Genomic DNA, 15,936 nt, shown 5'->3' on the forward strand with positions numbered 1-15,936 from the left:
AACCGCGGTTCCGCGAGCGGCCAACACTGCACAAATCCCCAGGTAACCCTGCTTGACACTTCTACCCCAGCCCACCCGGCCGTCATCTAGAAAAGCCACTCCTTAACGTCGTCATAGTTGACAAGCACCAACTGCTGCGCCTCCGGCCGCCCGTCCAGCATCTTGGTGTTTACCTGCATCTCCTTGAGCAGGTAGCTGGCCAGGGCGGCGCGGGTTTTGAGGCAGAGCTGGCCGCCCTCCATGTTGTAGTCGTGTTCGAGCACGGCCTTCTGCTCGGCGGAGAGGCGTAGGTCGGGTTGCAGGATGAGGGTGATTTGGGTATTCCAGGCGATGTCTCCCTCGGCGCTACGCTTGGATTTGTCCAGCACTTCCGGCTGGCCGTGGAAGCGGCTGAGGACGAAGTCGCGGTAGCCCTGGTTCTTCTCGCACCAGGCGCGCAGGTGCCAGCGCAGGCCGGTGTTGACGAAGGTGTGAGGGACTATGATGCGACCCTCGCGGTTGGGGTTGGCAATGGAGCCGTAGTCCACTTCCACCCGGCGCTGTTCGCGGATGGCCCTGACCAGTGGGCGCATCAACTGCGGGGTGACGTTGCGGGCGGGGTGTTTGAGTACCAGGTTGGGCAATTGGCAGGAGGGGTGGGCGGGGAGCGAGCGGGCGCTCAGGCCGGCCATCCAGTTGAGGTATTCGGCCACGTCGGCGCTGATGTAGTGGCGCTCGAATTCCTGGCTCGGCAGGTAGGCCCTGTCGCTATGCTGGTAGTCAGGGAGGTTGCCGGGGTGGGTTTCCCGGTAGCGTCTGATGTCCGCACTCGCCTGCTGGCGGCTGATATTGAAGAATTCCCGCAGGTGGGTGGTCGTCAGGCGCCCTTCCCAGTAGGCGATGAGTTCGATCAGCCAGAAGCGGCGCTGTTGGATCTCTTCCATGAGCTGTGGCCTGGCGCAGCTCACGGACCAGTGTGTGAACTGCCATTGTTATTGTTTGTGACGCCGTTATGTTTTTACGCCAGTGGTCCCTGCGGGTCAACCGCCAGTTCGGCCCCGGCTTTCGGGGATCGATGTTGAGTGGTCCATTCGCCCCCCGCCTTCCTTGCAAACCCGGCACGGGAGTCTGGATTTACAAGGAAGGCGTGCCGGCCATGTTGAAGGCACATGAGGGCTCACCCATAATAGCGCCCCTGCGCGACGCCCCCTCCCCCAGCCCCTCCCCCGCAAGCGGGAGAGGGAGCACTCGTGCCAATGCTAGGCTTTGCGGGTAGCAGCCTGCCCTCAACCGACACCAGCGGAGAACCATGACCGAATTCGCCGTCATCCTGCTCAGCACCATTCTGGTCAACAACTATGTGTTGGTGCAGTTTCTGGGCCTGTGTCCGTTTATGGGGGTCTCCAACAAGCTGGAGACCGCCGTGGGCATGGCCGGGGCCACCACCTTTGTGCTGACGCTGGCGTCCATCTGCTCCTACCTGGTGAACACCTACCTGCTGGAGCCCTATGGTATCGAATACCTGCGCACCATCTCCTTTATCCTGGTGATCGCGGTGGTGGTGCAGTTCGCGCGCATGTTTATCGAGAAGACCAGCCCGCTGATGTACAAGGTGCTGGGGGTCTTCCTGCCGCTGATCACCACCAACTGCGCGGTGCTCGGCGTCGCGCTGCAGAACACCATGAAGGCGCACACCTTCGTGCAGTCCACCCTCTACGGCTTCGGCGCCGCGGTGGGCTTCTCCCTGGTGCTGATCCTGTTTTCCTCGATGCGCGAGCGGCTGTTCGCGGCGGACGTGCCGGTCCCCTTCAAGGGGGCGGCCATCGGCATGATCACCGCCGGGCTGATGTCGCTGGCGTTTATGGGCTTTAGTGGTCTGGTGTAGACACGATGCTGGACTGGTTCTCCGAAATCTCCACTCCCCTGATGATCCTCGGCGGCATGGCGCTGGCCTTCGGCGCGTTGCTGGGCTTCGCCGCGGTGCGCTTCAAGGTCGAGGGGGATCCGCTGGTCGAGCAGGTGGACGCGCTGCTGCCGCAGACCCAGTGCGGCCAGTGCGGCTACCCCGGCTGCCGCCCCTATGCGGAGGCGATAGTGCACGGCGATGCGATCAACAAGTGCCCGCCCGGCGGCCAGGCCACCATCAACGAGCTGGCCAATCTGCTGGATATGGAACCCATGCCCCTGGATGCGGAGCACGGGGAAGAGAAAGAAGTAAAGATGGTGGCCTTTATCCGCGAGGCGGAGTGCATCGGCTGCACCAAGTGCATCCAGGCCTGCCCGGTGGACGCCATCGCCGGCGCGGCCAAGTATATGCATACGGTGATCGTGGACGAGTGCACCGGCTGCGACCTGTGCGTGGAGCCCTGCCCGGTGGACTGTATCGATATGGTGCCGCTGGAAGCCCCGCTGCAGCTGTGGTTCCCGGAGAAGCCCGCCGAGGGCGTGGAGCTGATCGCCAGCGACAGGCGCCGCACACAGAGTAGCAAGAGGGACGCAGCTTGAGCCCGCAGCAGGAGCCAGCCTTGAGCCCGCAGCAGGAAAAGGTGGAACGGGGGGAGTCCGCCCGCGAGCGCCGCGCCGAGCGCGAGGCGCAGCTGATCGCCAGCGACCGGGCGCGGGAAAAGGCGCGCGAGCTGCGCCCCAACGATTTCCCCGGCGGCATCTATCCGCCGGAAAACAAACACCAGTCCACCGGGGAGCCCATCGGCAGCATCCCGCTGGCGGAAGACCTGGTGGTCCCGCTGCTGCAACACGCCGGTGCCACCGCCATCCCGCTGGTCCATCTGGGCGAATACGTGTTGAAGGGGCAGAAGATCGCCGAGGCGGACGGTTTTATCAGCTGCCCGGTGCACGCACCCAGCTCCGGCAGGGTGATGGCCATAGAGCCGGCCCCGGTGCCGCACCCGTCCGGCATGCCGGCGGACTGCATCACCATCCGCACCGACGGCGAGGAGCGCTGGTGTGAACTGGAACCCTGCGAGGACTTCCGCTCGCACACGCCGGTGGACCTGCTGGAGAAGATCCGCGACTGCGGCGTGGCCGGCCTGGGTGGCGCGGGCTTCCCCACCGCGGTCAAGCTGGATCCCCACGGCGGCGCCAGCATAGATACCCTGATCATCAACGGCACCGAGTGCGAGCCCTATATCACCGCCGACGATATGCTGATGCGCGAGCGCGCGGCAGAGATAATCTCCGGGGTGGAGATACTCGCCTATATCCTCGACGAGCCGGAGCGGGTGCTGATCGGCATAGAGGACAACAAGCCGGAAGCCATAGCGGCGATGCGCAAGGCGGTGAAAGATACCCGCTTCGATGTGGTGGTTTTCCCCACCAAGTACCCGTCCGGCGGCGAGAAGCAGCTGATCCAGATACTCACCGGCCGCGAGGTGCCCAACAAGGGGTTGCCGGCCAATGTCGGCATCGTGTGCCAGAACGTCGGCACCGCGCGCGCCGTCTACCGCGCGGTGCGCTTCGGCGAGCCGCTGATCAGCCGCGTGACCACCGTGGTGGGCGAGGCGCTGGAGCGGAGCCGCAATATCGAGGTGCCCGTCGGCACCCCGATCCAGCATATCCTCAAGCAGCACGGCGCCCACCGCGGGCTGATGCAGAAGGTGATCATCGGCGGCCCCATGATGGGCTACACCATCGACGACGAGCGCGCGCCGGTGATCAAGACCACCAACTGCCTGCTGGTGCCCACGGCGAAGGAGCTGCCCCCGCCGCCGCCGGCCCAGGCCTGCATCCGCTGCGGCTTCTGCGCCGAGGCCTGCCCGGCATCGCTGCTGCCACAACAACTCTACTGGTATGCACGCGCCGACGACCGCGAGAAACTGCAGGCCTACAACCTCTTCGACTGCATCGAGTGCGGCTGCTGTTCCTATGTGTGCCCCAGCAGCATCCCGCTGGTGCAGTACTACCGCGCCGCCAAGGGCGATATCCTGGTCGCCGACCTGGAAAAGGAAAAGGCCGACCGCGCCCGCGACCGCTTCGAATTCCGCAAGCTGCGCCTGGAAAAGGCCGAACGAGAGAAGGAGGCCAAGCGCCAGGCCCGGCGCGAGGCCGCCGAGCTGGCGCGCCAACAGCGCGAACAGGCCCCCCTCCCCGGAGAAGAGTCGCCCGAGGCCGCAGCCGCGCAGAAGGAGGCGGATGTCGTGGCCGCGGCACTGGCGCGAGTCAAGGCCAAGCAGGCGTCCCCGGAACAGCAACTGGCCCGGGCACAGCGCTCGCTGGCCAGCGCCGAGAGCCGGGTGGAACGGCTGCAGCAGAAACTGCAGGCGGCGGAAGAGAGCCAGCGCGATCAGTTGGCGGCGCAACTGAAGGCAGCCGAACTGAAACTGCAGGAGGCCCGGCAGAAGTTGGCGGAGGCCCAGCACAAGGCCGAGGCCGCCGCGGAAGCCGAGCAGAAAAAAGCGGCACCCGAGGACACCAAAGCCAGGGCGCAGGGCGCGATTGAAAGAGCCAAGGCCGCTGCCGCGGCCCGCGCCGCCATGAGCCCGGCCGACAAGCTGGCCGCGGAAATCGAGGCCCTGAAGGCACGGGTCGAGAAGGCCCGGGTGCGCCTGGAAAAAGCCTGTTCCGCCGGCGAGGCCAATATCGAGGCTTTCGAGACGGCGCTGAAAAACCTGCAGCAGAAACTGGAAGACAAGATGCGCGAACAGGAAAAACTGAAAGGCGGGGACCGGTAATGGCACTGATGCGCGCCACCTCTCCCCACGCCCGCTCCGGCGACAGCACCGCCAAGGTGATGCTGCAAGTGGCGGCCGCCACCATTCCCGGCGTGCTGGCACTGGTGCTCTATTTCGGCATCGGCGTGCTGATCAATATCGCGCTCTGCACCGTCACCGCCATCGCCTGCGAGGCGGGGGTGATGAAGCTGCGCGACCGCCCGGTGGGCTTCTACCTGAAGGACTACAGCGCCTTCGTTACCGCCCTGCTACTGGGCATCTCCCTGCCCCCCTATTGTGCCTGGTGGCTGCCGGTGATCGGCACCGCCTCGGCCATAGTGCTGGCCAAGCACCTGTACGGCGGCATGGGTTACAACCCGTTCAACCCGGCCATGGTGGGCTATGTGGTGCTGCTGATCAGCTTCCCGGTGCAGATGACCCGCTGGGTGGGGCCGGCGGAACTGATCTACGGCGCCCCCGGCATTGGCGAGGCCCTGGGCCTGGTATTCGGTTTCGGCAACTACAGCGTGGACGGCTACACCCGTGCCACGCCGCTGGAGATAGTGCGCCTGAACGAGTCGGTGCTGCTGTCGCAGTTGTACGAGATGGAGCCGCTGCTGAACAAGGGCACCGTGGCCGGGCTCGGCTGGGAGACCGCCAACCTAGGCTTCCTGGTGGGCGGCCTCTTCCTGCTGTTCCGGCGCATCATCACCTGGCACGCGCCGGTGGCCATGCTGGCGACCCTGGCGCTGATGTCGCTGCTGTTCTATGACAGCGGCAGCTCCCTGTCCGAGGGTTCGCCGGCGCTGCACCTCTTCTCCGGCGCCACCATGCTCGGGGCCTTCTTCATCGTCACCGATCCCATTAGTGGCGCCACCAGCAACAGGGGGCGGCTGATCTTTGGCGCCGGCGTCGGTCTGCTGACCTATGTGATCCGCGCCTGGGGCACCTACCCGGACGCGGTGGCCTTCGCGGTGCTGCTGATGAATTTCGCCGCCCCCACTATCGACAACTACACGCTGCCGCGCACCTACGGCCACAAGGCGCCGCGCCGCGCCACGGATACGGAGGAGCGCTGATGCTGAAGCAGTCGATGACCTCCAATGCGGGCATCCTGACCCTGTTCGCCCTGGTCACCGCCGGAACCCTGGCAGTCACCCAGATCACCACCCGCGAGCCGATAGAGCGCGCGATACGCGCGGCTTCCGCCAAGGCGCTGCTGGAAATAATCCCGCTGGATCGCCACAGCAACGACATCCTGGTGGACACCTACCCGATCCCCAGGGAGTACTGGAGCCTGCTCGGCCTGACCCAGGGCGGCGACATCAACCTGGCGCGGGAGGAGGACGGCAGCATCTCGGCGGTGATCGTGCCCGCCGTGGCGCCGGACGGCTACTCCGGCCCCATCTCCCTGCTGGTGGGCGTCAACCGCGACGGCACAGTGGCCGGCGTGCGCGTGACCGCCCACAGCGAGACCCCGGGGCTCGGCGACAAGGTGGACCTGAAGAAGAGCGACTGGATTGAGCAGTTCAACGGCCTGTCCCTGCAGGACCCGCCGCCGGAGATGTGGAAGGTGCAGAAGGACGGCGGCGCCTTCGACCAGTTCACCGGCGCCACCATCACCCCCCGCGCGGTGGTGAATCAGGTACGCGAGGTGCTGGAGTTCGTCGACCGGCACCGCGGGCAGATCTTCAGTGCTCCGGTTTCCGAGCGCGCGGTGGAAGTGGAGCAGTCTGAAGCGACTGAACCGGAAGCGGAGAAGAATTGATGACAGCACCCTACGGCGAAATCACCCGCAACGGCCTCTGGAACAACAATCCGGCGCTGATACAGCTGCTGGGCCTCTGCCCGCTGCTGGCGGTGACCGGCACGGTGGTCAACGCCATAGGCCTGGGGCTGGCCACCATCGGCGTGCTCACCTGCTCCAACCTGGCGGTGTCCCTGGTGCGCCGGCAGATGCCGGACACGGTGCGCCTGCCGGCCTCGGTGATGATCATCGCCACCTTCGTCACCTGCGCCGAGCTGCTGATGAAAGCCTTCACCTACGAGCTGTACCTGGTGCTGGGGATCTTTATCCCGCTGATCGTCACCAACTGCACCATCCTCGGCCGCGCCGACGCCTTCGCCAGCAAGAACCCGGTGCTGCCGTCCCTGGTGGACGGCTTCATGATGGGGCTGGGTTTCACCGCGGTACTGATCACCATCGGCGCGGTGCGCGAGATCATCGGCCAGGGTACGTTATTCGCGGATATGGACCTGTTGCTCGGCCCCATGGCGAAGGACTGGGCCATACCGGTGATGGGCGCCGGCTACCCGGGCTTCCTGGCCGCGGTGCTGCCACCGGGCGCCTTCCTGGTGGCCGGGCTGCTGATCGCGGCCAAGAACGCCATAGACGCCGGCATAGAGCGCCGCCGCAGCCAGCGGGTGAAGATAGTGCCCGGGGCCAAGCGGGTGCGGGTGACCGGCAAGATCACCTGATTTCGCCCGGGGAAGTTGCAGGGTGGATAAGCCGCAGGCACATCCACCACCCCCGGCGGATGCGCTTGACGTTTATCCGCCCTACGGGACTCATCAACCTATGCTTGCTGTAGGAGCGGCCAGCCGCGAAAGGTCCCGGAAACAACCACCGGCGGCAGAGCCACCTCTACGTCCCCTTGCCGGCATACCTCCGGAATGCCCGACAGGTCGATCGCGGCCATGGGCCGCTCCTACTACACAGTTCCAAGTCCCCAAATAATCGCGTGTAATGCAATGTAATCGCTTTGGCACCCCGTTCCTCCCCACCGCGGTAGCCATTTGCAACTGTTCCGCTAGAATGGGACGCCCGATCAAGTTACGCGATCGGCACCGAACAATAAAAACAAGGAACTCACCATGACTGTGGACAATGGAAAGTCTGAACTGGTCTATCACGGTCGCCGCGCCCAGCGCGCCGACAGCCGCCAGCGCCGCAAGGCCATACTCGAGGCCACCCTGCGGCTGATCGTGAAAGAGGGTATCCGCGGCATACGCCACCGCGCCGTGGCCCGGGAGGCGAGCGTGCCCCTGGCCGCCACCACCTACTATTTCAAAGACCTGAACGACCTGATCAGCGACTCCTTCACCTACTTCGTCGAGCAGGGGTTGGAGCATACCCGCCAACTGCAGGAAGACAGCTTCACCGCCGCCCGCAACCTGTCGGCGGAAGAGCGCGCCTCCGGCGCCGGACGCAAACTGCTGATCCAGCAGCTCACCCGCTTTATCCTCACCCATGTGCGCACCCAGGCCGGCGACCGCGACCGCCGCCTGATCGAGCTGGCGTTCCGCAATGAGGCCCTGCGCAACGAACAGCTGACCCGCGCCATCCGCATGGCCAACCAGGCCACCGAGACGCTGATCCAGGAGTTCTTCCATCTGCTCGGCCTCGCCGATCCCCAGGCGGCATCGCAGATAGTGCACGGCACCATCCTCAACCTGGAATACCAGATACTGAGCGGCGCCATAGCGCTGGACTCGCCGCTGCTGGAACGCAGCGTCACCATGATGATCCGGGGCCTGATCCCGGCCACCATTCCTGTCGCGGAAACCGAAAAGCAACTCTGACCAGCCGGCTGCCCGGCGGTGCCGGGCAGCACTCATCATCTCCCGGTGAGCGCGGCACAGCCCACTCCCTGACCACCGTCAGCTACAGCTTCCCGGCATGGCCGCGACCCACTGGCGCAACAGCTCGGTGCCCTCCTCGTGCACCAGACTGCGCCCCAGTTCCGGCATCATCGCACCGGGGTCGGTGGACTCGACGCGGAAATTCAGGATCGACTTGTCTGGTGCACCGGGCACTATCGCAAACAGGCGGTTGCCGCTGCCGGTGCCGGCGGCCACCGGCGGCTTGCACAGCCCGAGGCGACGGCGGTCCCGCTCCGTGTGCGCCAGCATCAACCCCGAAGTGTCCGCCGCGCCGGACGGGTTGTGGCAGTGGCCGCAGTTGATATCCAGGTAGGCGCGGGCGCGCTCCTCCAGCGGCAGGCCGCTATCCGCGTAATCCGCATTGCGCGGTATCGCGGCGAATTCCGGCAGCCCGCTCAGGTAGCCTATCTGCTGCCAGTGCAGCAGCTGGTTCTGCGCACCGCCTGCATAGGCGTAGTCCTTGTTCAGGTGACGCGCGCGGGGACCCAGGGGCACTATGGCCTTCTGTGTGTGATTGTCCGCGTGACAGCCGGAACACTGGTTCGCATCGGGCACCACGTAGGTAAAGGCCGTGGTGAATGCCGTCGCTTCACCGTCCGCCGACACCAGCTGCAGCCCACTGGCGTCGCCGGCGATCTCCAGCGTCGCCTCCGTCTGCTCGGCGTTCCACACATAGGGCAGCGCCTGCCAGCCGTCCGCGCGCTTGACCAGCAGGCGGGTCTCCATCAGGCGCACCTTATCCAGGTCCAGTGCTTCGCCGGCCTTGCCCTCGACATAGTCGCCGCCGTAGTCGCCGGTGCGCAGCACCGCGCCATCCCGGCCCTTCGGATAGTAAAAGGTCTTGCTGAGCACAGTGCCCACCGGATACTCGAAGCGCTCGTTTCCGTATTTGGCGGAGCTGCCCGCCGGCATCCACACGGTGCGCAGCTTGTGGGCATAGTCGGTGAACAGGGCCGTGTTCAGGTCGTAGGGTGTCACTCCGTCATTGAGGGACAGTTCGCCGTCGATCGCCTCGACGATATGCCAGTCGCTCAGGCGCTCCGGCACGGCATCGCGCTCGTAGAGTGTGACCTGCTGCCTCGGTGCATCGCAGCCGCCCAGCGCCGCGGCAACAAAAAGTGCGGCGGCGAAGATTGGGGCCAGCACCGCGCGCCCCAACCATTTGGACAACAGGACTCTACGCATCAGCAGCCTCGACTTGTGCTACTTCGTTGTCTTCAGCCGCCGGCTGGTCCTCTTGTTGGTCTGAGTCCAGCACGATTTGCGGCAGTTTTTTCAAGCTGCACTTGTGCGGCGCCATATCGGTGGAAATATTTTTGAAGTCGTTGGCCGCATCCACATTGATGATGCCCGCATCCCCGTTGTCGATGCACAACTTCAATTCGTCGCGCAGCTGGCCGTCGACCATTTTCTCTGCGTCGACCACGCCGTCCCAGAGGATATCCGGCAGGCTGCCGCTGAGGCCGAACTTGGCCAGTTTCAGCGCCTTCAGCTCCAGGTGGTCGGGTGAGGAACCACCGCCGGTGAACTTGTTGTCGTAAATGTAAATTCCCTCCGGGTAGGGATCGAAGTCCTCCTGGGTCGATTTGTCACTGTAGTAGCCAGCCATGTAATAGCTGCTGACGATCACGTTGGCGGTATCGTTGTCGGCGATCTCGTTGTTGAAGATCTCTACATTGTCGTTGGAATTGATCACTACACCGGAGCCGGCGGGAACCGCGGCCACCGGGGTACCCTCGTGGCCGAAGTTTTCGGTGTTGTTTTCAAACACCCTGTTGTTGAACACGCGGGTGCTGTGGCCGGGCTGCGGCAGGTTCGGCATGTTGAACACCAGTATGCCGCCGGTGTTGTTGGTGGCCACATTGTCGTAGACGTCGGCACCGATGGTATTTTCGATCTCGATACCGGCCACGTTGTACTCGGCGCGGTTGTTGCGAACGATCACATTCTGCGACTGCCCCACGTAGATACCCGCATCGGACGCGCCTATGGCGACAGTGCCTTCCACCAGGGTGTTTTTTGTCTGCACCGGGTAGATGCCGTAGGCACCGTTTTCGGTGGCGGGGCCGTTGGTCCACTCGACGCGGATATTGCGGATGACGATGTTCTCGCCCTCATTCACCTTCAGGGCGTCGCCGATGGTGTCCTCAATGGCCAGGTCCTCGATGGTGAAGTTGCTCGCGTTCACCAGCAGGCCCTCGGCCCCCTGGATCTGCTCCTTGAAGGAGAGGATGGTCTCATCCATCCCGGCTCCGCGGATGGTCACGCCGTCCACGTTCAGGGAAAGACTGCGGTTGAGGTGGAACACGCCGGCGGGGAGTTCGATGACATCGCCGGGCTGGGCGGAGATCAGCTGCTTGAGCAGCCGCTTCTGGAAGTCGTCGGAGGCGGTGGCCTGGGCCTCGTCGGCCCGGCTCTCTTTCTTGTCCTGGGAACAGGCCGCGGCCAGTACAGCAGCCAGCGCCACGCCCGCTATCCCCATCTTGTGGGCTGCAGTCTTCATGGTGTTTTTTCCTTTTATTCGAGTTATGACCGCTGGCAATCGGAGCAATCTCAGGCTTCTCCCTATTAATAAGTACGAATGTACCAATTAGATCGCGCAAAAAATGACTGGTTGCCAGCGAGACCGATAGTATCCAATCGGTCAGAGGCCATCAAGGCGGTTTTCCATGCCCTTGCCGTCGGCGGCGGCACCCTGTAGTGTCGGTGCGAAGTAGCCGGGAAAGCTGCAGTAAGCAAAATGAACCATCGCTCCCTCTCCGCCTTCACCCTCGCCGCCTGCCTCGGCATCAGTGCCCAGGCGATGGAAACTCTTCAACTGGAAATAGTCACGCCCACCGGCCACAGCTATCAAGCGCAACAGGAACTGGGCGAGGCCTTTGAGTCCTTCGAGTCGGGCGCCATTCCGGGTGAGGTGCCGCCGCGGGAATACCAGGCGATCCGCTGCGAAGGCCCCTGGGGTGCAACCAAGTACCGACTAGCCCTCGCCAGCGGGCCCGGCTACCAGCTGCGTGCCGAGGGCGGCCGATTATTGCTGCAGATAGTGGAGCACGCGGTGATCAGCGAGGACCAGACCATTGCGGCCATGAGTGTGCACTGCATAGACACGGAGCCGCGGCAGGTGGTGAAGTCGGTGATTGAGATAGAGCTGGAAAGGGGTAGCGCCGCGGCACAGCAGTTGCAGCTGGCGAATGGCTACCGGTTGGAGTTTCGCTATACGCCTTAGTGGGAACTGGGAACTGGGAACTGGGAACTGGGAACTGGGAACTGGGAACTGGGAACTGGAAAAATTGTAGGGTGGATAAGCCGCAGGCGCATCCACCAACCCCAGTGGCGGATGCGCCCGGCGTGGACTCGCTTGACGCTTATCCGCCCTACAAGCTGGGGACCGGGAAAATCGCAGTTTTCCCGAGGTCCCGGGGTCCCGAGTCCCGAGAATCAGTGAAACACCGGCGCGGCGACAAAGCTCCAGAAGAGCACCGTCCCCACCATCACCATCACCGCCACCACCAGCGACACGGTCACAATCGCGCTGGCAAACAGGAAACCGCGCTCCTCGGACACCCCCATCACGATCGGAATGCCCAGGTACAGCAGGTAAACCGCGTAGGCAACAGCCAGGGTGGCGAGGAGGATATCCAGCCACAGCAGTGGATAGAAACCGGCTGCACCGGCGATGAAAATGGGCGTGGCGGTAAAGCCGGCGATGACCATGCCCTTCATCGGGTAGGACTTGGCACCGTAGGTCTTGGACATCCAGTGAATAAAATAACCGATGGCCACCACCGCCAGCACCATGGTGCAGTAAAAGACAGCCACCAGGGACAGTGCGCTGTCGCTGGTTATACGCACCGGGTCGCCGCCGCCGATACTCCAGCCCACCTTGGTGGTGCCGAAATACCAGGCCAGCGCCGGCAACAGCGCCAGCACTATGACGTAGGGGATCTGCCGGCGAAGGTTTTTCTCCGACAGGTTTCCGATGAGCTGCCACTGCCTGCGCGGCTGTACCAGCAGCCCGAACATATGGATCAACATCCCGATTTCCTCACTCACTGCGAGGAACTCCAGGGCGAGACCTAGTTGCTCAAATTGATCTGGGAACTACTTGTCAAAATGAGGAATACCGCTAAAAGGCCATTCCCTAAAGTTCCAGTTCATTTCTTATTTTGTCGATTCAGTTGTAGGGAGTTCAGTCGTGCAAGTCAACGGTCGCCGAGAGATTGGCGTGGGAGATTACATTTGCGTTTCTGCAGGAAACAAATGCGCGGAAGAAAGTGATACCGATTCACTCGACGGTTGGCTGTAGGAGCGGCCCATGGCCGCGATCGGACTTTCGGCAGTCTCCGACATCGATCGCGGCCATGGGCGGATGGCCGCCCCGCCGCTCCTACACAAACAAACCGGGGTCGTCAGTCGGCGCTGACCACCTCCACCGGGTGCATCCAGCCGAATTTGTCCTCGGCCCGCCCCTCCTGGATATCCAGCAGCGCGTCGCGCAGGAGCGAAGCCACCGGGCCTGGCGCCTTGGCCAATTGGTAGTTTTCGCCGCCATCGCCGAACAGGCTGATCGGGCTGATGATGGCCGCGGTGCCACAGGCGAAGGCCTCCTCACAGCTGCCTTCCGCCACCTGCCGCAGCAGCTCGTCGATGTCGATGGCGCGCTCGTGCACCGTGTAGCCCAGGTCCCGGGCCAGGTCGATCAGGGAGTCGCGGGTAACCCCTTCGAGAATCGAGCCGGTCAGCGCCGGCGTGTGCAATTCGCCATCGATCACCGCGAAGAAGTTCATGCCGGAGAGCTCGTCCACCGTCTTGCGGTTGCCCGGGTTCAGCCACAGGGACTGGTCGTAGCCGCGCTGCTTGAGCCGCGCGATGCTGAGCAGCGACGCGGCGTAGTTGCCGCCCACCTTGGCGTCGCCGGTGCCGCCCACCGCCGCGCGGGAATCCTCGCGCTCCACCCACAGGCGCATGTTGCCGGCGTGATAGGCCTCGGACGGGCTGGCGATCACATAGAACTCGTAGGAGGTGCTGGCGGAGACGGCCAGGTCCGCCTGGGTACCGATCAGGAAGGGGCGCAGGTAGAGGGACTCGCCGCTGGTGGCCGGCACCAGGTTGGCGCAGTAGGCGGTTACGATACGCACGCCGTCCATGAACAGCGCCTCCGGCACCGGCGGCATGCACAGCCGCTCGGCGGAGTGGGCCATACGCGCTGCGTTGCGTTCCGGGCGGAACAGGCTGACGCCGCCGCCCCGGGTGCGGTAGGCCTTCATGCCCTCGAAACAGGACTGGGCGTAGTGCAGCACCTTGGCGGCCGGATCCAGGGACAGGGGCGCATAGGGCACCAGTTCCCCCCGGCTCCAGCAGCCGTCCTGGCAGACGGCGCGGAACATGACCGGCGCCATCACGGTGCCAAAGCCCAGCTTCTCGGGCATCTCGAATCCGCGCAGACTGGTCGCCACGGCTGGGTCTATATAAATGCTCACCGGCACTCTCCTCTCATTTCAATGGGCTGATTATGGCGCTTGCCGCGCGGCAATCCAAATCAGCCGCCCGCCATACTGTGCTTGAGCGCAATGTATAAGCCGAGATCAACGCCATCATTAGGATGAATATCTCGACCCTTGCGAAAGTGACGCCTGACTCGGGCAAACGGGCCGACATACACAGACAGCGCTGCCCTGCCCGCCGGCTGACCATTCCCTGTTCGGTCGTCGTCCTTTTTCTCACGCGCCCGAATTATTGGCACCTGCTTTCCCGGCATGGATACGGCAACTGTCTCTGCGCGCCCGGGGGCTGCTAAACCGAATAGGTGGCAATGCACCTGTTCACAAATCCGCAGCCCAACAGTTGACTTTCACGCCACCATCGCAATGGAGATCGCCAGGAGGCGAATCGTCGTGGCTATACTCTTTGGTACGCACCCAGGGAGCCGGACAACAGGCTCGAGGCGCGTATTCACAGGGGCCGCGACGCGGCAATCGACCGCGGGCCAGCAACCTGCCACAGGCCTGTCACCGGAAACAACAAGACAGGCTCCGGGCACTGTCAGGGATTTGTGAGAGAACCACACTTCAGGGAGAGAAAATCCGCACGGCCAAGTCCCGGGCGGAGTTCGTGCCCGCCTTTCCCCGCCGACAGGCGCGGGAAACGGGTGAAGCAAAACATGGAACGGAAGTGGTTCAATCGTGACACAGACAGATATCAGCAATACCCTTGCTATCGGCTTGATGTTTACAGCCACAGCTCTGCTGTGTGGCAACGCCTACGCGGAATCTGGCGTCTCCGTCGTCGCAGACACCAATGCCCCACCCCCCGCCTTTATCGAGGCGGCATCCAAACCACTGGAGACTACAAGACGCCAGCTGCGACCGTCAGAGGCCGTGGAAAGCTATAGGGAGCGCATTGAGGAAATGGAAGCCCGGTACGGCGCCTACGGCGCCGGCATGGATGAACAGTTGCTGGGCCTCGCCACGGCTCTGCAGAAGGCCGGCGCCCACGAAGAGGCCATCAGCGAGTTCCGCCGCGCCATGTTGATCAACCGGGTCAACGAGGGACTCTATTCGCTGAACCAGATCCCCATGATCGAGCGCATGATCGAAAGCCAGATAGCCCTCAACCAATGGGAGGACGCCGACGACAACCAGCAGTACCTCTACTGGTTGCACGCGCGCAATTACGGCGAAAAGGATCCGCGCATGCTGCCGGTCATCAACGATCTGAGCCGTTGGCACCTGCAGGCCTACGTAGAGGAAAAAGGCGGCACCCTGTTCGAACATCTGATCAGCGCCACCAATCTCTACCAGCTGGCAGTGGACATCATCACGCAGAACTTCGGCGCCAATGACCTGCGGCTGGTGGAGGCCCTGCGCGGCCTCAAGGCCACCAACTACTACCTCGCCACCTACGACGGCGAACCCCAGCCCCCGGTGGTGATCAACACCAGCTTCGGCGGCGGCGACCTGGATGCGCAGCGGCGCTCCAAGCTCGACCACTACCGCATGAACAGCTTCAGCACCGGCAAAAACGCCATAGCCCGCATCGTCGACGTCTACCAGAAAAACCCGCAGTCACCGCCGGCGGCCTCCGCCAAGGCCAAGGTGGAACTGGGGGACTGGTACATGATGTTCAACAAGTGGCACTCGGCGCGGGAAACCTACGGCGAGGCCTATCGGGCACTGTGGGACAACGGCGCCACCAACCAGGAAATCGAGGATATTTTCGGCCGCCCGGCGGCGCTGCCGGCACTGCCGATGCTGGAGGAGGACCGCGAGGCGCTGGCACATTCCTATGTGACCGTGTCCTACGACGTCACCGCCTTCGGTAAGGCGCGCAACATTGAGATACTGAACGCCTATCCGGACGACCGGGTAAGTATCCGCTCGAGGGTGCGCAACGTTCTCAAACGCGCCAAGTTCCGTCCCCGCTTTGAAAACGGCGAGCCGGTGGAAACCAGGAGCATAGTGCAGCGGTTCGTTTTCGATTGAGCGAAATGCGCAAATCTGGCGCCTCCGTGAACGGGGGGGACAAACCCCGGATAACGGCCGCTGTCGAACCGTTAAGCTGTCTGCGGGATCGCCGATTCCCGAAGGCACAAATTCAAAGCCGGGCCGGCGGACCGCCGCCCCGGCTT

Annotated in this window: 14 protein-coding genes; 9 read left to right on the forward strand and 5 right to left on the reverse strand. The window is 63.7% G+C overall.

Annotation, left to right across the window (positions count from 1 at the left end; all coding sequences use genetic code 11):
• Positions 1-86: 86 nt before the first annotated feature.
• Positions 87-923, reverse strand: a complete 837-nt coding sequence (locus AC6R19_RS02825; RefSeq protein ID WP_500577965.1) for a helix-turn-helix transcriptional regulator — start codon at positions 921-923, stop codon at positions 87-89.
• Positions 924-1,288: 365 nt separating this feature from the next.
• Here AC6R19_RS02825 and rsxA point away from each other — a divergent pair, with 365 nt between their 5' ends.
• The 7 genes from rsxA to AC6R19_RS02860 all read left to right on the forward strand — a co-directional run bounded on the left by rsxA (position 1,289) and on the right by AC6R19_RS02860 (position 8,228).
• Entirely contained in the window at positions 1,289-1,864 is a 576-nt protein-coding gene (gene rsxA, locus AC6R19_RS02830) for an electron transport complex subunit RsxA (RefSeq protein ID WP_500577966.1), read from the forward strand.
• 5 nt (positions 1,865-1,869) lie between these two features.
• Positions 1,870-2,484 (forward strand): electron transport complex subunit RsxB, encoded by a 615-nt coding sequence (rsxB, locus tag AC6R19_RS02835; protein ID WP_500577967.1) that lies wholly within the window; start codon positions 1,870-1,872, stop codon positions 2,482-2,484.
• A gap of 95 nt (positions 2,485-2,579) precedes the next feature.
• Positions 2,580-4,667, forward strand: coding sequence for an electron transport complex subunit RsxC (gene rsxC, locus AC6R19_RS02840; protein ID WP_500578028.1), 2,088 nt, complete (start codon positions 2,580-2,582; stop codon positions 4,665-4,667).
• On the forward strand, positions 4,667-5,725 hold the full coding sequence (gene rsxD, locus AC6R19_RS02845; protein WP_500577968.1) for an electron transport complex subunit RsxD: 1,059 nt from the start codon (positions 4,667-4,669) through the stop codon (positions 5,723-5,725). Before rsxC ends, rsxD begins: the two co-directional genes overlap by 1 nt.
• Positions 5,725-6,414, forward strand: a complete 690-nt coding sequence (gene rsxG, locus AC6R19_RS02850; RefSeq protein ID WP_500577969.1) for an electron transport complex subunit RsxG — start codon at positions 5,725-5,727, stop codon at positions 6,412-6,414. The genes rsxD and rsxG overlap by 1 nt, the downstream gene beginning before the upstream one ends.
• Positions 6,414-7,124 (forward strand): electron transport complex subunit E, encoded by a 711-nt coding sequence (locus tag AC6R19_RS02855; protein WP_500577970.1) that lies wholly within the window; start codon positions 6,414-6,416, stop codon positions 7,122-7,124. Before rsxG ends, AC6R19_RS02855 begins: the two co-directional genes overlap by 1 nt.
• Positions 7,125-7,520: 396 nt before the next feature.
• The gene (locus tag AC6R19_RS02860; protein ID WP_500577971.1) at positions 7,521-8,228 is read left to right on the forward strand and encodes a TetR/AcrR family transcriptional regulator; all 708 of its coding nucleotides are present in this window, start codon (positions 7,521-7,523) and stop codon (positions 8,226-8,228) included.
• Between the two features lie 78 nt (positions 8,229-8,306).
• On the opposite strand, the gene AC6R19_RS02865 is transcribed toward AC6R19_RS02860, so the two are convergent.
• Positions 8,307-9,494, reverse strand: coding sequence for an SO2930 family diheme c-type cytochrome (locus AC6R19_RS02865; RefSeq protein WP_500577972.1), 1,188 nt, complete (start codon positions 9,492-9,494; stop codon positions 8,307-8,309).
• Complete coding sequence (locus AC6R19_RS02870) at positions 9,487-10,812, reverse strand: parallel beta-helix domain-containing protein (RefSeq protein WP_500577973.1); 1,326 nt, start codon at positions 10,810-10,812, stop codon at positions 9,487-9,489. Before AC6R19_RS02870 ends, AC6R19_RS02865 begins: the two co-directional genes overlap by 8 nt.
• 237 nt (positions 10,813-11,049) lie before the next feature.
• Between AC6R19_RS02870 and AC6R19_RS02875 the strand changes: the two genes are divergently transcribed.
• Complete coding sequence (locus tag AC6R19_RS02875) at positions 11,050-11,535, forward strand: hypothetical protein (protein ID WP_500577974.1); 486 nt, start codon at positions 11,050-11,052, stop codon at positions 11,533-11,535.
• A gap of 212 nt (positions 11,536-11,747) precedes the next feature.
• Here the strand turns inward: AC6R19_RS02875 and AC6R19_RS02880 are convergent, their stop codons facing one another.
• Positions 11,748-12,344 (reverse strand): Yip1 family protein, encoded by a 597-nt coding sequence (locus AC6R19_RS02880; protein WP_500577975.1) that lies wholly within the window; start codon positions 12,342-12,344, stop codon positions 11,748-11,750.
• Between the two features lie 374 nt (positions 12,345-12,718).
• A complete protein-coding gene (locus tag AC6R19_RS02885; RefSeq protein WP_500577976.1) occupies positions 12,719-13,789 on the reverse strand; it encodes a branched-chain amino acid aminotransferase in 1,071 nt (356 codons plus the stop codon).
• 702 nt (positions 13,790-14,491) lie between these two features.
• Between AC6R19_RS02885 and AC6R19_RS02890 the strand changes: the two genes are divergently transcribed.
• Complete coding sequence (locus AC6R19_RS02890) at positions 14,492-15,790, forward strand: energy transducer TonB (RefSeq protein ID WP_500577977.1); 1,299 nt, start codon at positions 14,492-14,494, stop codon at positions 15,788-15,790.
• Positions 15,791-15,936: the final 146 nt, after the last annotated feature.

This window comes from Microbulbifer sp. SE14 (genome assembly GCF_059834885.1).